Origin of the sequence: Campylobacter sp. 2457A (genome assembly GCF_020135895.1) — a bacterium.
GTDB classification, from domain to species: Bacteria; Campylobacterota; Campylobacteria; order Campylobacterales; family Campylobacteraceae; genus Campylobacter_D; species Campylobacter_D taeniopygiae.
The window spans coordinates 53930-74986 of record NZ_JACHTO010000007.1 but is presented as its reverse complement, the minus strand read 5'-3'; the positions used below and the strand labels follow the sequence as shown (position 1 = coordinate 74986).

Below are 21057 nucleotides of genomic sequence, written 5' to 3'. Positions count from 1 at the left end.
TAAAGCATCATTACCGTTAGATATAGCTTGACCCAAAGTGTTAGCTTGCGAGCGAAGTGAGTCTGCAATAGCCATCCCTGAAGCATCATCTGCTGCCGAGTTAATTCTAAGACCAGAACTTAATCTTGCCAATGAACTATCTAAGCTTTTAGCGTTTAGATCTGAGTTTGCTTTAGCATTAAGAGCTGCAACGTTTGTATTTATACGAAATCCCATTTTAAATCCTTTTAAATAAATTCAAGCTCATCCATGAACTTGTTAAACACTATATCGTTTATTTTTTTTAAAAATTTATACTTTGTATTATAAAAAATTAAAAGTTTTTCACGAGTTTTTCCAAAATTCCTTTTTCAATTTCCATTTTTTCAATAAAAAAAACTAACCATTTTTTACAAACTTCAAAAATTAAAATAAAATATTTTTTTTCTTCTAGATTTGTTTTCATAATAATTTTACTAGACTCAAGCCCTCTATGAAACAATAATCCTTTTAAAATTCTCTCACAAAAAACTAATTTTTCATTTATAAGAAAAATAAAATTTTCTATATTATTATAAACATTTAATAAAAAATTTAAAGGCAAATCATTTTTACTTGATAAAATTTTATCCAAAGCACTATGCAAAACCCACGCATCTTCCAAAATTAGATTTATATTTTCTAAATTTTTGCCAAAACGCTCTATAGTCTTCTTTAATAATTTATTACTTCTATTTAAAGTTAAAGTTCTTGGAATTTCAAATTTTTTTTTCTTTTTGTTTCCAAATTTTAAACAACATTCTTTAAAACTTAGTTCTTTTGTAAAAGCAATCCTAGCTCCACCTTCTGTAGCATTGTAAAAATCGATACAAGTATAATTGGAAAAAAGGAATTCTAGCTTTTGTCTATAATCATCCCAAGCTAAATGAGTTAAAACTTCACCTTCGCCTCCGTAAGCCAAAGTTTTTAAACTAGGAATATTTAAAGAAATATCAGCATTTTTACCTAAAACAAAATCACTAAAATGAGAATCACCATTTTTATTGTAAGCTAAATCTTGACCTATGATAATTATATTTTTAAATCCTAAAGATAAAGCCAAAGTATAACACATATGACCTACATGAGTTCCAATATCTAAGTAACCAAATTCATTAAGACCAAATTCTTTATTATTTGAAATTTGATTTAAAACAATACATGTTGAAAGATTTTTTTGATTTAAAAAATTAACAATATTTGGATGAGTATTTTGACCCAAGATAAATAAAGTTTGATTTAATTTTCTTTTTTCAATATTTTTAAAAAAATTAGCCGGATATTCATCTATATCTATATTTAAAACATAATCAGGAATAATATCATTTTTATAAAGCAAAGAAAAAGCCCCATCAGCACAGAAAATCACGAAATTTTCTTGATATTTTCTTAAAAGTGGAATTTGCTTTTCAAGACTTGGACCAGCGCAAACTACTATGCAGTTTTCAAATTGATTTCTTCTTTCTTGAATAATTCTCTGAAAGGGAATACTTTCAAGCATTGTAGGAATATTTTGAAGAAAATTATTATGACTAGTAAATGATATTTTTAAATTTGGATCTAAGCTTCTAATAACAAAATTAATATTTTTACAAATTATATCATCTATTTTTTTTATCTCACTCGCATAATATTTTTCATAGTAAGAATTCATAAACATTTTATATAGACTAAGATATTCAAACATATCTTTTTGATCAAAAAGCAAACTTAATTGGATATTAATCTTTTCTTCTTTCGTATCCACAAGATAAATTTTACCACTACTTAATTCTTCACTAAGATCAATCACACTTAAAGCCAAAATAAAAAGTTCTATTTCGCTCTCAAAAATAAAAATATGCTTATAAAATGAGGTTAAATTTTTAACAAGTAAAGCATTTCCTATGCCATAAATACAAACAAAAGGATACCTTAAGGTTTTTTCCAAAATACCCCTTTGAAAAAAAGCGATTTCTTGTTCTACGTCACCATACATAAAAACTTGATTTTCTTGATCGAAAATATTTAAATTTTCATCCAAGTTAAAACGAATACATTGTGAATCTTTTAAAAAATTACTAAGTTTTAAAGCCAAAGGTTTATTGGTTCCGCTTGCTAAAGCTTGGATATTTCTTTCTAAAATATTCATTTATTTTTTTTAACCTCCAACAATATCTTATCTTTTTTTTGAGTAAATTTATAAAGCAAATCTTCACAAGGATAACTTATGCTTTTATCTTTATACTCTTTTTTAGGATGTTTTTTTATCTTTTCAAGCACATTAGGAAGTTCTTTTTTGATCAAAGTTTTTATAGACATATCCATACCATGGGCTAAACTTTTTATAAATTTTCCATCAATTTGATCTTGATCTTTAATCATATAAAGTTTTGCATCAAAATGATATTTTTTAAAAACATCATAAAGTTCTATTTTATCTTCTGGCGGAGCAATTCTTTTATCATAAAAAGAATGATAGCTCACATAACAAGGTTTTGGATAAAAGGATTGTATTTCAAGGTGTTCCAAGTCTAAAATATTTCTTATCCTTCTTCTGGCATTAGAAAAATAATATCTAGATGAACTATTGCTTGTCCAAAAAGTTTTTGTAGAAGCACATATACAAATATGCCTAAATAAACTAAAAGTGCCAAATTCAGCATACTTAATATAATCTATTTCTTTTCCAAAACCAACTAATTTCCAAAGAAAATTAGCATAGCTAGAATTATCAATCACTCCATCTACAAGCCAAGGAGCAATTTTTGCAGCCAAATGAGATAAGTATCCCCCGTGAGAACTACCGATCATAATCACAGGAATACCCCCCCCCATGGTGTCAAATGGAGCATTTTTCTTTAAAAAAAGAGCTGCATTTGCAAGATCTTGAGCTTGCATAATGCCAAAATTTTGATACTCATTTTTTGTAGGTTGCAAACTTACATGCAAATTTAAATAAGAATCCATACTTAATAAACCTAGTTTTTTCTTTTCAATTAAATATTGATTAATAAAATTTAAAATTTCAAATATTTGCTCACTATTTTGAATTTTATCTACACTATAAGGAAGCTCTATACCCGCTGCTTTACAAGTCGCATCTAAAATGAGTTTATCGATTTCATCTAAATAAAAAGTAGAGCCTGTTTGAGGACGATTTCCTATACAGTGATAATTCACGCTAACCACAGCAACATTTAGATCACTTGCTATAGTTTCTGCCAAATGCTCACGATAATTATCATCCGCATCCCCTCCAAGCCCTGGAGTGATAAATGCTAAAGCCTCGGGATTTTTTTCATCATCAAAGCAAAGTTTAAACTCGAGCTTGGATTCTCTTTTTATATTAAGTTCAACATCATCACAAGAGTCAATTTCATAAATTTTATTGATTAGCATTTTTAACCTCTAATAATATCTTATCCTCTTTTTGAGTAAATTTATAAATCAAATCTTCACAAGGATAGCTTATGCTTTTATCTTTATATGCTTTTTTAGGGTGTTTTTTGATCTTTTCAAGCATAATAGGAAGTTCTTTTTTGATCATAAGTTTTATAGGTATACCCATACCATGTTCTAGACTTTTTATAAATTTTCCATCGATTTGAGATTCATTGGTAATAGAATTTAATTTTGCATCAAAACCTAATTTTTTAAAATAATCATAAAGGGCTATTTTATCCTCTAAAAGATCATTTTTATCTTTAATGGAATGATAACCCACATAATGAGTGCTAGGAAATTTAGCACATACTTCAAGATGACTTGGTTCTAAAACATTGCGGATCATACGTCTTGCTGGAGAGAAAAAATAAGGTGAAGCACTATTGCTTGTCCAAAAAGTTTTATTAGAACAAAAAACTTTTATGTGCTGAAAAAAATCAAAGGTAGCAAATTCAGAATACTGCATAAAATCAATCTCTTTTCCAAATCCAACAAGTCGCCATAAAAGTTTTACGCTACCAGAATTATCAATCACTCCATCTATAAGCCAAGGAGCAATTTTTGCAGCCAAATATGCTAAATATCCTCCCCTAGATGTACCAATCATAATCACAGGAATACCCCCCCCCATGGTATCAAATGGAGCATTTTTCTTTAAATAAAGAGCTGTATTTATGAGATCTTGAGCTTGCATAATCCCATAGTTTTGATATTCATTTTTTGTAGGTTGCAAACTTACATGTAAATTTAAATAATAATCCAATCTAAATCTACCCTCTTTTTTTCCTTCTATCAAAGCTTGATTGATAAAATGAAAAATTTCACTCATTTGATCATAATTTTGAATTTTATCTACACTATAAGGCAAATTTATACCCGCCGCTTTACAAGTCGCATCTAAAATAAGTTTATCGATTTCATCTAAATAAAAAGTGGAACCAGTATCTGGACGATTACCTATACAATGATAATTCACACTCGCAAAAGCTATATTAAATTTTTGCATCAAATCCTTAGCAATAAAATCTAACATTTTATCATGACAATCCGCTCCAAGACCCTGTGTAAAAAATACCAAAGCCTCAGGATTTTTTTCATCATCATACCATAACTTAAACTCAAGCTTTGATTCTCTTTTTATATTAAGCTCAACATCATCACAAGAATCGATTTCATAAATTTTAGTAATTAGCATCATTGACTCCTATTAAAGTATAAGTTTTTGAAGCTAAGCTTTTAAAATGTTCATTTTTGCTTAAAGCTATACAAGCTTTATTTTTAGAAGTGCTTGTAAAATCAATATTTTCTAATTCTTTATCCAAACCACTTTCTATAGCCTTTTTACTAGCTTCGTTACTTGAAATTCCCATAAAAATAAAATCTGTTTTATTAACAAAAATAAGCTTTAAACATTCCTTATCATCGCCCACTTTAAAATTAACTTCTTTAACCCCGCTAAAATCTTTCAAATCAACGTTTTCAATCCCGCTGACATTACTCATCGAATTGATAGTGCCTAAAGCATCATTTTTTAAAGCATAAATGCTGATATCATTGATCAAAGTTTTAAGATTGTTTAAAGATTTGCTTAATTCTGCTTCATCTTTACTTGAGCTTAATTTTGGTAAAGCAATGGCCGCTAAAATTCCTAAAATGATGATCACAAAAACGAGTTCCAAAATCGTAAAGGCTTTTTTCATTTTATATCCTTAAAAAATTTTTACTCCTAGGGCTAAGAATTTCTTCATCAATTTTAACAAATTCTGATCTTTCATAAGCATCCACCGCAGCTCTTGCGATCATCAAAGCATTATCAGAGCAATATTTTAAGGGAGTCAATCTTAATTTTATATGGTGTTTTTCACACAAGCTTTTTAAACGCGAACGTAAATTTAAATTCGCGCTCGCACCCCCAACAACACCAAATTCTTTAAAAGAATACCGCTTGAAAATTTTCTCTAATTTATCCATGATATGTTCACAAGCAGCTTCTTCAAAGCCATAAGCGATTTCTGCTTTTACATTCTGATCTAAATTTTCATGCTTTAAAATTTCCAAACGCACCGCATTTTTAAGCCCTGAAAAACTATAGGCTAATTCTTTAGAATGCTTTAAAGGAATGCTAAATTTTATATTTTTATTTTTAGCATTTTTAGCCAAATTTTCAATAATCACCCCTCCAGGATAAGCCAAACCCATCATTTTAGCCACTTTATCAAAACTTTCTCCAAAACTATCGTCACTTGTGTTAGCTAAAATTTGAATTTCTCTTTCATTATTGATGTAAAGCACCATAGTATGCCCACCACTTACAAGCAAAATTCCTATATCAAAAATAGCCTTTTCCTCTAAAAAAAGACTATAAATATGGCCTTTAAGATGATTGATCGCAATTAGAGGTAAATTTAAACTTGAAGACAAAGTTTTAGCCATGGTTATACCACCAAGCAAGGATACGCTAAGCCCTGGCTCATTTGTCACTGCTATGGCACAAAGTTCGTTAAAATAAGATTTGCATTGCTCTAAAATACTTGGCAGTGCTGCACTATGAAGACGAGCTGCAAGTTCTGGCACAACCCCACCATAAACGCTATGTTCAAGCTCTTGAGATATCTTTTTGTGAAAAATGCATTTTAAATTATCTTTATTGATAATGGCAATGGAACTATCATCGCAAGAACTTTCTATAGCTAGGATTAAATCTTTCATTCAAATTCCACTAAAATAGATCCGATAAATTTATCTTTAGCTTTTGCCGCTTTTAAGATACTTGGATCTAGAATTTTTGCTTTTTTAATCAACTTTGCATCCGTAGTATTTTCTAAAAGCTGCTGTAAATTTGCCCATCTTAATTCATAAAATTCTACACGATAAATTTTACCCGCCATATCTAAAGAATAAGCTTGTTGCATATCTTTTTTATACACAAAAATATTGCTTTCATCCTTGCCATGATCAAAACCTATGATATTAACACGCACCCCTTTAATACTAGGAATGAAAAAATTTTCCTTAACTTTAACCTTGGTGCCAAAATGCACGATGAGATCTTTTTGATCTGCCTTTATAGCCACCTCATCAAAAGGATCACTAAATTCTAAATACTCGGGATAAATTCTTGTCTGAAAACGATTGCCGTACTGGACAAAAAAAGAAGAACCATCAGCAATAACAGCTGTAAGTTCATTGCTTGTATTGTAATTTAGCTCTTTATTGACTGGAAAAGGCAAATATTTAATCGTTTTTCTTGGATTTTTTAAAGAGAGTAAAATTCTATCATCAAAAAGTTTCACTTCAAGTTCGCGATTGATCGCTTCTTTTACACCTTCTGGGGTTAATTCAAAATCTCTTGTAAATTCAATGCCGGCTGTTTTTAAATAATTTTCAATAGCTAAAAGATGATAATAAGCCCTTAAATTAACGGGTAAATTTTTACTCGCCTCATTAGCAAAAGCGGCTTTATGATGAGAAATAACAAAATAGGTCAGAGCCTTAAGCATTTCTGTATCGCCTAATTCTTGAGTTTTGGTATTTTTTAAATGATAGGCATGTTTAGGATCAGCTAAAGAGGAATTAACGCTATTAACCGTTTGCGTAGCGATATTTTCAAGATCGGGATATTTGCTTGCATTGATTTCGCTTGTATCGATTACGCTAGAATTTCCCCATCTTTTAGGATTTTGCAAAGCATCCACATAAGTAGGTTTGTAAAATCCCCATCCATCATGAAGATTGATCACCATGCTAACTTCAGGTAATAAAATAAGTTTTTTAATACGCTCAATCGTTTTATAATCAGGATCCTTTGGACTAATACTCGCAAATTTTCGGTTTAAATCGCCATTATTTCCACGAGAACGCTTGATAATACTATCAAAGGCCAAATTAGGCGCCACGATGATTTTACCTTTTGTGATATTATAATCACTCAAAAGCAAACTTGCAGCATGAAAACCACCAGGCTCATCACCTTGAATCCCACCAAAAATCAAAACCGTGTTATTATCGTCTAAGCTTTTTCCATTCTCCCCTACACTAAAATCCAAAGCAAAGACACTCGTATATAAAAACAATACAACTAAAAAAAATTTCATCAAACACCTTTTAAATATTTCCTTGTTTTATCATCGTATTCAAAAACTTCTTCAATGCTTGAAATTTTAGGAACTCCAAAATGATCAAGCGCTTTAAAAATCGTCTTTGAAATATCCAAAAAACTACCCTTATAATTTAAAAAATTTTCCACCCCAACCTCATTAGCCGCATTGATAATCACGCCTAAATGAGGTTCTTTTAAAAGCCAATCTTTGAGTTTAAAAACAGGATATTTTCTTGTACTGATTTCATAAAATTTTAAACTAGAAAGTTTAACAAAATCAATAGGATCTAAAATTTGAGCTTCATGAGTAGAAAAAATAGCTTCTGAAATAGCAAGCTTCATATCGGCTTTTGAAAAATATGCCGTAGTCGCACCATTTTCAAATTCGCACATTGCATGAACGATAGATTTTGGTTCTATTAGAGCATCAATATCCTTAAAATCATACAAATGATACGCTTCTATGATTTCAAAAAGCTTATTTACCATGGTTGCGCTATCTATGGTTATCTTAGCTCCCATTGCCCAATTTGGATGCTTGAGAGCATCTTTAGGAGTAACATTTTTTAGATCTTTAATTTTACTTTTGCGAAAAGCCCCGCCACTTGCAGTAATATAAAGTTTTTTAATATTTTGTTTATCTTGAAGTAAAAAATTTAAAGCTGAATGCTCGCTATCTATAGGGATAATTCTAGCCCCTTTTAAAAAATTTCCTGCTACAACTAAACTTTCTTTATTGGCAAGGGCAATTTTTTTGCCTAATTCTTTTGCCTTAATAGTGCTTTTTAATCCTGCAAATCCTACTATAGCATTAAGTAAAAAATCATCTTGGCAATTTTGCAAAATTTCTTCTAAACCAGTTTGTCCTATAAAAACCTTATCATGTTTTACTAAATGTTTATCTTTAGCATTTTTTATCGCGACAAATTGGGGCTTAAAAGCTTGAATTTGCTCATTTAAAAGCTTAATATTTTCTCCACAAGCAAGGGCTGAAATTTTGATATTTTTTAAAGCGGCAAGCTTAAGAGCATTAACTCCTATACTTCCAGTACTTCCAAAAACGATCATAAAAAGCTAACCATGACAAAAGCAGCGATAATCACCGCATCAATTCTATCAAGCAAACCACCATGCCCTGGGATTAGATCTCCACTATCTTTTACTCCTGCTTCTCTTTTAAAATAACTTTCCAATAAATCTCCTATAACCGCCATAAAAGCTGAAAAGAAAGAACAAAATAAAGAAAGCCAAAAACCATAAACAAAAATTCCTATCAAAGTTCCAAATATACTAGCAAAAACAAGTCCCCCTATAACGCCTTCTAAGGTTTTATTGGGACTTGTAGGAGAAAAAGGGGTTTTTCCCATAAGCTTTCCTATAAAATACGCGGCACTATCGCAACTTGCTACAATTAAAATCAGCCAAAATAAAGCAAACATTCCATGGCCTAAATACACTTGCCAAAGTGCTAAAATAGGCAAACTAGGATACAAATAAATCAAAACGGGTTTTAAATTTGACTTTTTATACACTTGATATCCAAGGATTAAAAATGCAGCTAAAATTCCTAAAAATAAAGGCTTTGAAATCATAGTACCCAAAATAAAAGCTAAAGCCAAAGGTATAATGCTTACTTTTTCTAAATTAAAAAGCTTTTTTGCTTCATTAAAAGCCAAAAACAATAAAATTCCAAAAATGATAAAATTGATAAAAAATTGATCAATCAATGCAACGATAATCACCGCTGCAACCATCAATAAACCCCAAATAATCCTAGTTGAATTAAACATTTCTCATCCTTTAAATACTCATATCGATACGATGAATGCTTTGTGCGTTTTTAAAATTTTCTTCTTCATTTTCTTCGCTAACATCCTCTTGATCGCTTTTTTCTAATTCTTGTTTGTGTTTTTTCTTTTTTTCTTCTTGCTCTGCTTTTTCTTTGATTTCTTCTTTTATATCATGCGTTTCATTGACTTTTTCAAGCTTATCGATCACTTTTTCTTCTTCTTGAACAGCTGCCATATTTAAAGCAGCGCTAACACCTTCTTTTGCAAGCTCATTACTCGCTTGAGCCGCTGGATAAGCCATATTTTGATTGATAAAATTCATGTTTCCTAAAGGGCTTACTGGCATATTTAATCCTTTGTAATATTAATGCTTTTAAAATTGACATAATTGACAAATGCCTTTTGTTGAACCTTGACAAAATTTCTTAAAGTATAATCGACCCAATAAGAACCTTTTTTTAACTTTGAAAAACTCACGCAAAGTTTTGCGGCAAATTCTATCACATCTTCGCTAATGTTTCTCTTGTTTGAGATAATAATCACATGAGAACTTGGAATATCTCTTACATGAAACCATAAATCATCCTTTTTTGCATTTTTTAATAAAATTTCATTTCCTTTTTCATTTTTCCCCACACAAATTTTAAAATCTTGAAAATAAAAATATGCAATATGATCACTTTCTTTATTTTCTTTATTTTCATTATTTTCATTATTTTCATTATTTTTCTTATTGTTTTTTTTGGGCAATAAAATTTCAAGCTCAAACTCATCTTTAGCCTTGACTAACAAAGCTTTTAAATTTAAAGCAAAATCTAATTTTTCTTCTAAATTATCCCTTTGTATGTTTAAATTTCTAGCTCTTTGTTCCAATTTTTTGGCATTTTTATAAAATAAATTAGCACTCTCCTTAGGACTTGTTTCAAGTTTAAAATGCATTTTTTTATCTTCAAAATCATTAAGTTCAAATTCTCTTTCATACTCTTTTAAAACACTCAAATTTGCAAACAAAACGTCTGCTTTTTTTCTAAACTCCAAAGCTTTTTCGATCAAAAAATCTTCTTGTTCTAAACTTGATAAATTTTCATTTAAATTTTGTATTTTTTTATCCATTTGTGCAAGTTTTGAAATCTTGATTTGATGAATTTTATTTTGATTGATGGATTTAAATTTATTGTCAAAATAAAGATCAAAATCGACGATTTTTTCATAACAATCATCCATTTTATAAGGCTTTAAAGGCTCCAAAATGACATTAGGTTTTACAATACGATAACTTTTATCAATATGCCTTAAAGCCTCGATAATCATTTCATTTGCATCTGTGATAATCACATTAGTATTTTTACCTGTAAATTCAAAATAAATTTTATTTTCATAACTTTTATAAGATTTATTTGCGAGGGTATGAAAACACAAAATACGATTATCTTGCAATACTTTTACATCTTTTAACAAGGCATTGCTAAAATATTTTTTAAGCATAAAATCAAAAGGAGCATTATAATTTTTAGCATTTAATTTAGCCGTGTAAATCGCACTATTTCCTCGACTCAAATCAAAAATAAATTTTTGTCTCTCAAGACTAAGCTCTAAAACATTATCATTAATGCGTTTTATAAAATCAACTTTTTTAAAATCACTAAAAAAATCTCTTAATTGCAAAAGCTCTGTATATTTCATAATAAAAATTATAAGATATTTTAGCGAATTTATGGTAGAGTTTTTAAAAAAGGAATGAAATTTGGAACTTAAAGAATTAAATTGTGTGATTTTATGTGGCGGAAAATCAAGTCGCATGGGTGAAGATAAAAGCAAATTAAAAATCAAAAATGAGACTTTAAGCGAATTTCAAGTCAAAAAAATGTCACATTTTTTTAAAAAAGTTTATATAAGCGCCAAAGAAGATAAATTTAACCAGCAATTTTCTCTCATAAAAGATGATTTAAAATTTCAATTTTACTCCCCTATGCTTGCGCTATATTCTATATTTTCCTATTTTAAAGATGAATTTGTTTTTATTTTAAGTGTGGATAGTCCTAATATCAGCGAAAATGAAATTTTAAAACTTCATTCTTTTTTAAAAGAAGATTATCGTATCATTATAGCCAAAACAAAATCCTATAAGCATCCTTTATGTGGGTTTTATCACAGTTCTTTAAAAAATTTATGCAAAGAGTATTTGAAAAAAAATGAACATAAAATTGGACTTTTGTTTTCTCAAGTTAAGACTAAATTTGTAGAATTTGAAAATGAAGATGCCTTTTTAAATTTAAATTTTTATCAAGAGTATGAAAAATTCAAAAGTGAGTTTAAATGAAAAAAATAATTTTATTTTTCCTAATCTGCAATTTAGCATGGGCTGAAAATTTTGAAGAAGCTTTGGAATTTGAAAAAAAAGGTGATTATAAAAAAGCTATGCAAATTTATAAAAGCTTACTTTTAAAAAATCAAGCTCAATCTTTTGTTGATGATAAGCCTGAAAAAATAGCGGTTTCAAATACCCAAACTTCTCAAAAAAATCTAGAAGATAAAGAGGATTTTTCTAAACTTGCCTTAGCAAACTACCTTGATGAAGATACGGGTTTTAATCCACTTGGCATTACAGCTTATAAAATGAATTATTTTTTACCTTTTGCTTATAGTTTTGGCTCCCTTGGTAATGATAATCGTAAAATGGAAATGAAATTTCAACTTAGCATTAAAAAAAGATTATTTGAAAATTTATTTGGACTCAATGAAAAATACTATATAGGCTATACGCAAACTTCTTGGTGGCAAAATTATAAACATTCCTCTCCTTTTAGGGAGACGAATTATCAACCTGAATTTTTCGTAGATTTTCCTCTTTATCTTAAAAATTATCCCTTTTTTAATAATCTTCGTTTAGGAATTTTACATGAAAGTAATGGCAAAGGGGATGAGAATTTAGAATCTCGCTCATGGAATAGAATCTATGCTTCAACTGCCATTTTTTATAAACGCTTTTTATTTGTTCCTAGAATATGGTATAGAATTCCTGAAGAAAGAAAAAAAGATGATAATCCCGATATCACGCATTATCTTGGAAATTTTGATTTGAATTTAGGATATTTAGGTAAAGATTATTTTGCTAATATTATGCTAAGAAATAACCTTGATTTCCGTCATAATAAAGGTGCAATTCAAGTCGATGTAGGATATGATATTTTTAATAACGGAATTTATTGGTATTTACAATATTTTAATGGTTATGGAGAAAGTTTAATCGATTATAACAGAAAATTACAAAGACTTTCTACGGGATTTTTGATTTCTTATTAAGTGGCGGACAGAGAGGGATTTGAACCCTCGAGACCCGTTAAGATCTGCACCCTTAGCAGGGGTGTGGTTTCAGCCACTCACCCATCTGTCCTTAAAAATAAAAGTATGATTATATAGTAATTTAAATAATACTTAGCTTAAAATAAAAATTTAAAGACTGATATAAGCTAAAATAAAAGTGATTAAAAATCCTAAAATTAAAACAAATAATTGCTTTTTTCTATCTTTTTTACTTGCAAAAAATGTAATGATAAGCCCTGAAATATAAAGCAAAAATAAAGTGACTCCAAACCCAACACTAAGAATAGAAAAATACCACAAACCCTTATCTTTATGCAACATAATCATATCGCCTAATAAAGATCTGGTTTTAAGAGTAATAAGATATTCATTTTCACTAATGGGTGCTATATTAGCACTATAGTGTATTGTACCTATACTCACTCCTTTGTTTTTGCTTTTTATAATTTCTGTATTTGATGGGAGTTTTAATTTATTTTCTACAAGATATTCGATTAAAGCTTCTCTTTCTTTGCCTTTTTGTATATGTTGATTTAATTTATAGCTTTGCACTTTCAAACCTACATCTTGATCAAAACCTAAAATATAAGTAATGCCTGAAATTGCAAACATCAGAGCACAAGGCAAGAAAAACAAACTTATATAAATATGAATTTGTCTGAATAATTTATTTTTATGAATCATTTTTTCCAACTTTGAGTAATTTTTGAGTAATTATAAAAAAATAATGTGAATTGAATGTGAAAAAATACAAATCCCAAAGCGGGATTTGTAAATCATTTTTTATCTATGAATTTATAATTATAAGGAGAAAGATTTTTATCTTCTTCTAAAAGTTCTTTTGGAGGATTTCCATTAACATCTTCTTCATCACCATAATAACGTTCTCCTGCCTTATGTCCATTAACATCAACTTTGTAATAAAGCTCACCTGGGTTTAATTTTTGGATATCTTCAAAACCCAAATTTGAAATTTGAAAATCTTTTATATTATTAGTATTTGCAATTTCCAAAAGCTTAGCTTGTCCCATTCTTGCCATATCTATAGCTTGAAAAATGATTCTTGAAGCTTCGCGTGGATTATGAAAACCGGTTGAATTTTCAGCATTGACAAAATCAACCCTCATTTGAGATTTTCTATGAAGCTCTAAAACATCTTTTAATTCTGCACTGATCTTAGCTTCATCTGGCTTATTATCAGTTTGGAATTTCTCCATAGTGCCTAGTTTTTCACGCAATTTTTTAGTATCCATAATAAAACTTACCAAAGCATATTCAGCTGTTCTTTGCTCTGAAGCAACTATATTTTGGATATCTTTAACTTGTGCTCTTAACTCATCTTCGCTTTGTTTATGACAAGCCTTGCAAGCTGAATTGATATCTCTTAAAGGAGAAGTGATATTGTGTTGAGAAATTTTCTTAGCACCTTCTCTAATATAAGGCATATGACAATCCGCACAACTTACACCATTTAAAGCATGTACTCCACCACTATAAAGCTCACTTTCTGGATGTTGAATTTTAATAATTGGAGCTCCTGTAAGCTTATGTGTAAAATCTGCCCCAAATATCGCACGAACTTTATCATAATACTCATCAAACATTTCAATTCTAAATGGTTGTCCTTTTTTCCATTCATCCCAAGGAAAAGTAAGTATGATACCATTTGCTTCTATTTCTTTTGCCTTATTGCCATCTCTCCAAAATTCATATTCATCATAAGTTTTTTGAGTTCCATCCCACCATTTTTTAGAGCTATCATCGGCAATACTTTCTCCCATCACTTTAACTTTCTCTCCAGTTGGTTTAAAATAATACTCCACATGGCATTGTGAGCAAACCAAAGTTCTCATTTCTTCTCTACTAGCTTTTATGCCTTGAATAGGATCTTTTTCATAACCTCTTGCTACTAAAGCATTGATAGCAGCCTCTCGAGTAACTCTTAAACTCATATCGCTTGGATTATGACAATCCGCACAGGTTACACCCATTCTCTTTCCGCCGTGCGCTCCAGCATGTTGTGGCGAATTTTCCTCTATGCCATTGGCCGCAGGAATGTTTTTCATCATTGTCCAATAATTTGTAGAATTAAACGCTACAAAATCTCCTTTAGCAACATTTTTAATCAGCCAAGGAGTCCATCCGCTATGACAATTCATACAAGCTGTAGGTTGCCCTTTAAAAGCTTTAAATCCATGAGCGTTTAAAAAATCTTTATTATTTCTTGCGGTTTTCATTTGATCAATTTGAACCCAAAAATGCCCTCTTTCTTCATTAGCATCAATGCTAAAAGGATAACCCGCCCAAAGAATAGTTAATTGTGGAAAACGAATCAACTTAGAATAAGCTAAATTGCCACCAAATTCAGTCGGTTGTGGTTTTTCTTTTTCAACTTTTAAATACATATCAAGCTGTTCTGGAAAAACCTTACCCCATCTTTCATAATTAGGATCGTCATCGCTTAACAAAGAAAGATCAGCGCTTGCAGTGATGGTATTTTTATTTGCTTCATCTTTCTTTTTTTGTTCAATATCATTATTAAGCCACAAAACACCTAAAATCAGTAAAATAAGAATAATAATACCTAAACGTAAAATATTTTTTTTCATGACATAATCTCCTTATTAAATTCCATGTTTATGACCCACATCTTTATGGCAAGAAGCGCATTTTAAAGAATTCTGTGCGTGGGGATTAGTGGTTGCATTGATTGCCGTTTGTGCAAAATCCGCATGACAACGAATACAATTTTGTTGTATAGTTTCTCGGGTTTTATTACTTGCGCTTAAATTTGTAGGAAGTTCATCAAGCTTAAAGGTAAAAGCATAAGCATGACCCAATCCACTTTGTGCTTTAGCAATCCATTTAGCAAAAAATTCATGAGGCAAATGACAATCCACACAAGTTGCTCTAGGCTCTCCTTTAACCTTTTGAGAGTGTGGCCCTTGCATATATTCATTATAAACCTCATTCATAATATGGCAATTATTGCAAGATTCGCTTGCATTACTCAAATAAGACGTACCTTTTGCATTATAAAAAGTATAAAAACCGATCACAAAAAATACGAAGAGTAAAACAAGAAAAATATTAAATAAACTTAAAGTTTTTTTCAACTTTATACTCCTTGAAAAAGCATTGAAACTTAAATAAAAATAGCTTTAGATTGTAGCGTAAATATTGTTAATAAATATTTAAATATATTTATTTTTAATTAATTAAAATGATTTTTTATTTTTAATATATTATCCTAATTAAAAATAATTTTATCAATCATTTAAGATTGAAACTAAGATTGATTTTTAAAACATTGCTAAAGATTAAATTCTTATAAACTCTGTAAAAAATCATTGATTTTCAAATGGTAAAATTAAAATAAAAAGGAAATTTTTCATGCAAACAACTCCTGATATGTTTTTAAATAGAGAACTTTCATGGTTACGTTTTAATTCAAGAGTTTTAAATCAATGCACAAAAGCGATGCCTTTACTAGAAAGACTTAAATTTATCGCTATATATTGTACTAATTTGGATGAATTTTACATGATACGCGTTGCAGGTCTTAAACAATTATTTTCTGCAGGTGTAAATGCAAGCAGTAGTGATGAAATGAGTCCCTTAGAACAACTTAAAGCTATACGTAAATATTTGCATGAAGAAAAAGAACTTTTAGAAGAATATTTTAAAGAAATTACTAAAGAACTTGAAAAAGAAAATTTATTTATCAAACAATACGATCATTTAGATGAGAATTTAAAGCAAAAATGCGATGAGTTTTTTTTCTCAAATATATTTCCTGTGATCGTTCCTATAGCTGTTGATGCAACACATCCTTTTCCACATTTAAACAATCTGTCTTTCTCTTTAGCGGTTAAAATTTGTGATAAATCACATCCTGAACTTATTAAATTTGGAATGGTAAGAATTTCAAGAGTGTTACCTCGTTTTTATGAGGTGGTTTCAAACATTTATGTACCTATTGAAAGTATTGTTCATCAACATATTGAAGAAATTTTTCCTGGTTATAAACTTTTAGCTTCAGCAGCATTTAGGGTTACAAGAAATGCAGATATGGTCATCGAAGAAGAAGAAGCGGATGATTTTATGATGATACTTGAACAAGGCTTAAAGCTAAGAAGAAAAGGGGCTTTTGTTAGACTTCAAATTCAAAAAGATGCGGATGAACAAATCGTTGAATTTTTAAGCACTCATATGAAAATTTTTCACAAGGATGTTTATGAATACTCGACTTTATTAAACCTTCCAAGAATTTGGCAAATTGTAGGAAATAAGACTTTTACCCATCTTTTAAGCCCGCTTTATACACCAAAAACTTTGCCGCCTTTTGATGAAAATTTATCTATTTTTGATGCGATTGATAAAGAAGATATCTTAATCATTCAACCTTATGAAAGTTTTGATCCTGTATATAAATTTATAAAAGAAGCGAGTCGGGATCCCGAAGTTATTTCCATAAGAATGACACTTTATAGAGTAGAAAAAAATTCAAATATCGTCCAAGCTTTAATCGACGCTGCTAGCGAAGGAAAACAAGTCACAGTCATGGTAGAATTAAAAGCCCGTTTTGATGAGGAAAACAATCTACACTGGGCAAAAGCTTTAGAAAATGCAGGTGCGCATGTTATTTATGGAATTAGAGGTTTTAAAGTCCATGCTAAAGTCTCTCAAGTTATACGCAAGCAAGGAGAAAAACTTAAATTTTATATCCATTTAAGCACGGGAAATTATAACGCAAGTAGTGCAAAAATATATACGGATATGAGTTATTTTACCAATAAAGCTGAAATCGCTCAAGATGTAACAAGCTTTTTTCATATTTTATCTGGTTTTAATAAAAATCGTCGGCTTAAAACCCTTTCTATGAGTCCTAATCAAATTAAAGAAAAAATTCTAGAAATGATCCGTATAGAAACCACTAAAGGTAGTGAAGGTGTTATCATTGCTAAAATGAATTCTCTTGTGGATAGTCATATTATCAAAGCTCTTTATGAGGCGAGCATGCAAGGAGTTCAAATCGATCTAATTGTCAGAGGAATTTGCTGCTTAAAACCCAATCAAGAATACAGTAAAAATATACGTGTAAGAAGCATCATAGGAAAGTATCTAGAGCATGCAAGAGTGTTTTATTTTAAACATAGCGAACCTAATTATTTTATATCAAGTGCGGATTGGATGCCAAGAAACTTAGAACGTCGCTTAGAACTGATGACTCCAATTTTTGATGAAAGAAATAAAGCTAAATTAGCGCAATTTTTACGTTTGCAACTTAGCGATAATACTTTAGCTTATGAATTACAAAGCGATGGAGAATATATCAAAGTTGGGCAAAATGATAAAACCATAGATTCTCAACAAACCTTAGAGGATTATGTCAATAAGATATATCAAACCTTGAAAAAGGATACGGATCAAACCAGAGCAACACAATTAGCGTCAAAATTATTTAAGGAGAATTAATGGTGGAAGCGAGGGGAATTGAACCCCTGTCCAAAAATAACCCCACAAAGATCTCTACATGTTTAGCAAAGATGACTGTTTCACTATATTTCGCTCATCTTCCAAAACTTAAAAATATAGCTAAGACTTTAATTTCACTTAAAATGTGTCAAGTTTTAAGCTACACTATCTTAAGATGACCAAATTTCAAGCTAGATAGTATCACTTAAAATTCAGGCTCAACTGAACTTACGCAGCTTTAGCGTAAGCAGGAGCAAATTTAACGTTGTTTGCGTTTAATTTTATTTAGGCTTTTTACGCTTTGCCTAAAGCGACATGCCATCTAAGCAGACTTACTCCTGTCGAAGCCAAGTCGCTCCCATTATTTAGAAATAATATTTGGAACATTAACAATTAAAGGATTAAAAACAGCTAAAACAGAATCATCATTTTCATACGAACGACAATATTTCTCAAACTGATCACTCACTAAAAGCATCCAATCTGTAAATTCTTCACTAGCTGGACCCTCAAAACGATTTGCTTGTGCCATCATTTCTTCACAAAATACACAAAAATCAGTGATTTCACTAAGTTCTAAACGCCTCGCAGCCCATGCAGTATTGTGTGCTAAGGTTTCAAGCTCCTTAATTGCTTCCTTATAGCGCACACTATCGCTACCTAGCTTTATAATCAAGGGTTCAAACCTGTCACACATCGTTCTAAAAAATTGCAAAAACTTTTCTATATCGTCAATTTCATATTCTAATTCTAATTTTGTTAAAATTCCCATTTTTAAACCATATTATAAAGTTTAAGTAAATTCTAGCAAAATTTAGTTAAAATCTTATTTTAATTTTCCTAGAAAAACAAGAATGAAAAATGGATAGAATAGTAGAAATAGAAAAATATTCTTTTGATGAAACTTATGAAAATTCCTTACGTCCTTCAAGTTTTGATGGCTATATAGGGCAAGAAAGTATCAAAAAAAATTTAAATGTTTTTATTGCTGCAGCTAAAAAACGTAATGAATGTTTAGATCATATTCTTTTTAGTGGCCCAGCTGGACTTGGAAAAACAACTTTAGCTAACATAATCTCTTATGAAATGGAAGCGAATATCAAAACAACAGCCGCACCGATGATAGAAAAAAGCGGAGATTTAGCTGCCATTTTAACGAATTTAAGCGAAGGAGATGTTTTATTTATCGACGAGATTCATCGTCTAAGTCCTGCTATTGAGGAAGTGCTTTATCCGGCTATGGAGGATTATCGTTTGGATATTATTATAGGGAGTGGCCCTGCGGCACAAACGATAAAAATTGATCTACCTAAATTCACACTCATAGGCGCTACTACACGTGCGGGTATGCTTAGCAATCCTTTAAGAGATCGCTTTGGTATGCAATTTCGTTTAGAATTTTATAAAGATAATGAACTTGCAACTATACTTCAAAAAGCTGCCTTAAAACTTAATAAAACTTGCGAAGAAGATGCAGCACTTGAAATCGCAAAAAGATCAAGATCAACACCCAGAATCGCACTTAGACTTTTAAAAAGAGTAAGAGATTTTGCAGATGTGAATGATGAAAAAAATATTACTCTAAAAAGAGCTAATGAGGCTTTAAATTCTTTAGGGGTAAATGAATTAGGCTTTGATGCGATGGATTTAAGATACCTTGAACTTTTAACAGCAGCAAAACAAAAACCTATGGGACTTGCGAGTATAGCTGCAGCTTTAAGCGAAGATGAAAATACAATTGAAGATGTTATAGAACCATATTTATTAGCAAATGGTTATATAGAGCGCACCGCTAAGGGACGCATAGCAAGTCATAAAAGTTTTCAAGCTTTAAAAATGAAATATCAAAAAAATTTATTTGAGGAGTAATTTTTTGAAAAACGGAAAAATATTTTTAATTTCTTTTATTTTGGTTATTTTATCGCTTTTACTTTATCTTTTTAAAAGCTTTTTACTCGTGATCATTATCGCAAGTTTAATGGCAGTAGCAACATCAAATATAAATGCGAAATTCTTGCATTTAACTAAAGGACATAAATTTTTTGCTTCAATTTTAACAACTTCTTGCATGGTAATTTTATTTTTTGCTCCTTTTTTTTACACTATGATAGAATTAGCTAAAACTTTAAAAAACTTTGATATTAATTTAATTTCTCACACACTAGATTATATCAAAAACTATCAATTTACCTTGCCTGAAGGACTGAATTTTTTAGAACCAAAAATCAAAGAATTTTTAGCGTCTATAGATTTAAACAATATTTCAAAACAAGTTTTAAATTATGCCTCAAGTTTTACAAAATCTGGAGCCAAATTCCTCATAGATATGGCTTTAATTTGTGTCTTTTACTTTTTTGCTAATCTATACGGAACTGAACTTGTCATTTATCTAAAATCAATTGTGCCAGTAGATAGAAAAGAATTAGATGATGTTTTATCTGAAGTAGGCAATGTGATGGCTGTTGTGCTTTATTCTATGGTAATCATTGCTATTTTTCAAGGAACTCTTTTTGGGATTATTACCCTATTTTATGGATATGATGGTATTTTAATGGGTTCCATTTTTGCTATTAGCTCCTTAATACCAGCCGTTGGTGGTGCTTTAGTTTATATACCTGTAAGTCTTTATGAATTTGCGTCTAATGGTTTAAATTCGGCACTTGTAATTTTAATTTATTCTGTCGTTGTTATTTCTTTTATCGCTGATACTTTAATCAAACCTTTAATTATAAAATGGATCAATAAAAAACTCGTTAAAACGCCAACAAAAATCAATGAACTTTTGATTTTCTTAGCAATGATGGCAGGAATATCAAGCTTTGGTTTTTGGGGTATTATTTTAGGTCCTGCAATTTTAACCTTTTTCATTTCTACAATTAGAATGTACGTGATTTTAAAAGATAAGAAATTGATCTGATTTAT

Annotated in this window: 20 protein-coding genes, 1 tRNA gene and 1 other RNA gene; 5 read left to right on the top strand and 17 right to left on the bottom strand. The window is 30.0% G+C overall.

What is annotated here, in order from left to right; translation table 11 throughout:
* From H2280_RS03720 to H2280_RS03670, 11 genes are all read right to left on the bottom strand, one after another.
* Positions 1 to 216 (bottom strand): flagellin N-terminal helical domain-containing protein (locus H2280_RS03720; protein WP_442862339.1); only part of this gene is annotated, 216 nt, incomplete at its 3' end.
* A 97-nt stretch (positions 217 to 313) separates the two neighbouring features.
* On the bottom strand, positions 314 to 2149 hold the full coding sequence (locus tag H2280_RS03715; RefSeq protein WP_337215713.1) for a motility associated factor glycosyltransferase family protein: 1836 nt from the start codon (positions 2147 to 2149) through the stop codon (positions 314 to 316).
* Positions 2146 to 3399, bottom strand: coding sequence for a DUF2920 family protein (locus H2280_RS03710; protein WP_337215712.1), 1254 nt, complete (start codon positions 3397 to 3399; stop codon positions 2146 to 2148). The genes H2280_RS03715 and H2280_RS03710 overlap by 4 nt, the downstream gene beginning before the upstream one ends.
* Positions 3386 to 4639, bottom strand: coding sequence for a DUF2920 family protein (locus tag H2280_RS03705; RefSeq protein WP_337215711.1), 1254 nt, complete (start codon positions 4637 to 4639; stop codon positions 3386 to 3388). The genes H2280_RS03710 and H2280_RS03705 overlap by 14 nt, the downstream gene beginning before the upstream one ends.
* A complete protein-coding gene (locus tag H2280_RS03700; protein ID WP_337215710.1) occupies positions 4626 to 5144 on the bottom strand; it encodes a prepilin-type N-terminal cleavage/methylation domain-containing protein in 519 nt (172 codons plus the stop codon). The genes H2280_RS03705 and H2280_RS03700 overlap by 14 nt, the downstream gene beginning before the upstream one ends.
* A gap of 1 nt (position 5145) precedes the next feature.
* Entirely contained in the window at positions 5146 to 6153 is a 1008-nt protein-coding gene (gene tsaD, locus H2280_RS03695; protein ID WP_337215709.1) for a tRNA (adenosine(37)-N6)-threonylcarbamoyltransferase complex transferase subunit TsaD, read from the bottom strand.
* Positions 6150 to 7538: a M99 family carboxypeptidase catalytic domain-containing protein gene (locus H2280_RS03690; RefSeq protein WP_337215708.1), complete on the bottom strand. Its 1389-nt coding sequence runs from the start codon at positions 7536 to 7538 to the stop codon at positions 6150 to 6152. Before H2280_RS03690 ends, tsaD begins: the two co-directional genes overlap by 4 nt.
* Positions 7538 to 8611 carry a 1-deoxy-D-xylulose-5-phosphate reductoisomerase gene (dxr, locus tag H2280_RS03685; RefSeq protein ID WP_337215707.1) on the bottom strand — a complete coding sequence of 358 codons (1074 nt, stop codon included), beginning with the start codon at positions 8609 to 8611 and terminating at the stop codon, positions 7538 to 7540. Before dxr ends, H2280_RS03690 begins: the two co-directional genes overlap by 1 nt.
* Positions 8608 to 9333 carry a phosphatidate cytidylyltransferase gene (locus tag H2280_RS03680; RefSeq protein ID WP_337215706.1) on the bottom strand — a complete coding sequence of 242 codons (726 nt, stop codon included), beginning with the start codon at positions 9331 to 9333 and terminating at the stop codon, positions 8608 to 8610. Before H2280_RS03680 ends, dxr begins: the two co-directional genes overlap by 4 nt.
* A 10-nt stretch (positions 9334 to 9343) precedes the next feature.
* Positions 9344 to 9679, bottom strand: a complete 336-nt coding sequence (locus H2280_RS03675; protein WP_337215705.1) for a hypothetical protein — start codon at positions 9677 to 9679, stop codon at positions 9344 to 9346.
* Between the two features lie 2 nt (positions 9680 to 9681).
* Positions 9682 to 11016: an NFACT RNA binding domain-containing protein gene (locus H2280_RS03670; RefSeq protein ID WP_337215704.1), complete on the bottom strand. Its 1335-nt coding sequence runs from the start codon at positions 11014 to 11016 to the stop codon at positions 9682 to 9684.
* 61 nt (positions 11017 to 11077) lie between these two features.
* Between H2280_RS03670 and H2280_RS03665 the strand changes: the two genes are divergently transcribed.
* Positions 11078 to 11653, top strand: a complete 576-nt coding sequence (locus H2280_RS03665) for a molybdenum cofactor guanylyltransferase (protein ID WP_337215703.1) — start codon at positions 11078 to 11080, stop codon at positions 11651 to 11653.
* A complete protein-coding gene (locus tag H2280_RS03660) occupies positions 11650 to 12636 on the top strand; it encodes a phospholipase A (protein ID WP_337215702.1) in 987 nt (328 codons plus the stop codon). Before H2280_RS03665 ends, H2280_RS03660 begins: the two co-directional genes overlap by 4 nt.
* Position 12637: 1 nt before the next feature.
* Here the strand turns inward: H2280_RS03660 and H2280_RS03655 are convergent.
* The 4 genes from H2280_RS03655 to nrfH form a co-directional block, all read right to left on the bottom strand.
* A tRNA-Ser gene (locus H2280_RS03655) sits at positions 12638 to 12727 on the bottom strand.
* Positions 12728 to 12786: 59 nt separating this feature from the next.
* Entirely contained in the window at positions 12787 to 13341 is a 555-nt protein-coding gene (locus H2280_RS03650; RefSeq protein ID WP_337215701.1) for a hypothetical protein, read from the bottom strand.
* 92 nt (positions 13342 to 13433) lie between these two features.
* Positions 13434 to 15266, bottom strand: a complete 1833-nt coding sequence (locus H2280_RS03645; RefSeq protein ID WP_337215700.1) for an ammonia-forming cytochrome c nitrite reductase subunit c552 — start codon at positions 15264 to 15266, stop codon at positions 13434 to 13436.
* A 15-nt stretch (positions 15267 to 15281) separates the two neighbouring features.
* Positions 15282 to 15773: a cytochrome c nitrite reductase small subunit gene (gene nrfH, locus H2280_RS03640; protein ID WP_137623742.1), complete on the bottom strand. Its 492-nt coding sequence runs from the start codon at positions 15771 to 15773 to the stop codon at positions 15282 to 15284.
* 277 nt (positions 15774 to 16050) lie between these two features.
* Here nrfH and H2280_RS03635 point away from each other — a divergent pair, with 277 nt between their 5' ends.
* On the top strand, positions 16051 to 18135 hold the full coding sequence (locus H2280_RS03635) for an RNA degradosome polyphosphate kinase (RefSeq protein WP_137623743.1): 2085 nt from the start codon (positions 16051 to 16053) through the stop codon (positions 18133 to 18135).
* Here H2280_RS03635 and ssrA read toward each other — a convergent pair.
* Both ssrA and H2280_RS03625 read right to left on the bottom strand, forming a co-directional pair.
* Positions 18136 to 18495: a transfer-messenger RNA gene (gene ssrA, locus H2280_RS03630) on the bottom strand. It abuts the gene before it with no gap.
* A gap of 1 nt (position 18496) precedes the next feature.
* On the bottom strand, positions 18497 to 18907 hold the full coding sequence (locus tag H2280_RS03625) for a histidine phosphotransferase (protein ID WP_137623744.1): 411 nt from the start codon (positions 18905 to 18907) through the stop codon (positions 18497 to 18499).
* An 89-nt stretch (positions 18908 to 18996) separates the two neighbouring features.
* Between H2280_RS03625 and ruvB the strand changes: the two genes are divergently transcribed.
* Together ruvB and H2280_RS03615 are read left to right on the top strand one after the other, a co-directional pair.
* Positions 18997 to 20004 carry a Holliday junction branch migration DNA helicase RuvB gene (gene ruvB / locus H2280_RS03620; RefSeq protein ID WP_337195601.1) on the top strand — a complete coding sequence of 336 codons (1008 nt, stop codon included), beginning with the start codon at positions 18997 to 18999 and terminating at the stop codon, positions 20002 to 20004.
* A gap of 4 nt (positions 20005 to 20008) precedes the next feature.
* Positions 20009 to 21052, top strand: coding sequence for an AI-2E family transporter (locus H2280_RS03615; RefSeq protein ID WP_137623746.1), 1044 nt, complete (start codon positions 20009 to 20011; stop codon positions 21050 to 21052).
* Positions 21053 to 21057: the final 5 nt, after the last annotated feature.

Bases quoted from the DNA above. Each gene is read 5' to 3' on its own strand.
- H2280_RS03715 (WP_337215713.1), bottom strand. From the start codon at position 2,149: ATGAATATTTTAGAAAGAAATATCCAAGCTTTAGCAAGCGGAACCAAT.
- H2280_RS03710 (WP_337215712.1), bottom strand. From the start codon at position 3,399: ATGCTAATCAATAAAATTTATGAAATTGACTCTTGTGATGATGTTGAA.
- H2280_RS03705 (WP_337215711.1), bottom strand. From the start codon at position 4,639: ATGCTAATTACTAAAATTTATGAAATCGATTCTTGTGATGATGTTGAG.
- H2280_RS03700 (WP_337215710.1), bottom strand. From the start codon at position 5,144: ATGAAAAAAGCCTTTACGATTTTGGAACTCGTTTTTGTGATCATCATT.
- tsaD (WP_337215709.1), bottom strand. From the start codon at position 6,153: ATGAAAGATTTAATCCTAGCTATAGAAAGTTCTTGCGATGATAGTTCC.
- H2280_RS03690 (WP_337215708.1), bottom strand. From the start codon at position 7,538: ATGAAATTTTTTTTAGTTGTATTGTTTTTATATACGAGTGTCTTTGCT.
- dxr (WP_337215707.1), bottom strand. From the start codon at position 8,611: ATGATCGTTTTTGGAAGTACTGGAAGTATAGGAGTTAATGCTCTTAAG.
- H2280_RS03680 (WP_337215706.1), bottom strand. From the start codon at position 9,333: ATGTTTAATTCAACTAGGATTATTTGGGGTTTATTGATGGTTGCAGCG.
- H2280_RS03675 (WP_337215705.1), bottom strand. From the start codon at position 9,679: ATGCCAGTAAGCCCTTTAGGAAACATGAATTTTATCAATCAAAATATG.
- H2280_RS03670 (WP_337215704.1), bottom strand. From the start codon at position 11,016: ATGAAATATACAGAGCTTTTGCAATTAAGAGATTTTTTTAGTGATTTT.
- H2280_RS03660 (WP_337215702.1), top strand. From the start codon at position 11,650: ATGAAAAAAATAATTTTATTTTTCCTAATCTGCAATTTAGCATGGGCT.
- H2280_RS03650 (WP_337215701.1), bottom strand. From the start codon at position 13,341: ATGATTCATAAAAATAAATTATTCAGACAAATTCATATTTATATAAGT.
- H2280_RS03645 (WP_337215700.1), bottom strand. From the start codon at position 15,266: ATGAAAAAAAATATTTTACGTTTAGGTATTATTATTCTTATTTTACTG.
- H2280_RS03635 (WP_137623743.1), top strand. From the start codon at position 16,051: ATGCAAACAACTCCTGATATGTTTTTAAATAGAGAACTTTCATGGTTA.
- H2280_RS03625 (WP_137623744.1), bottom strand. From the start codon at position 18,907: ATGGGAATTTTAACAAAATTAGAATTAGAATATGAAATTGACGATATA.
- ruvB (WP_337195601.1), top strand. From the start codon at position 18,997: ATGGATAGAATAGTAGAAATAGAAAAATATTCTTTTGATGAAACTTAT.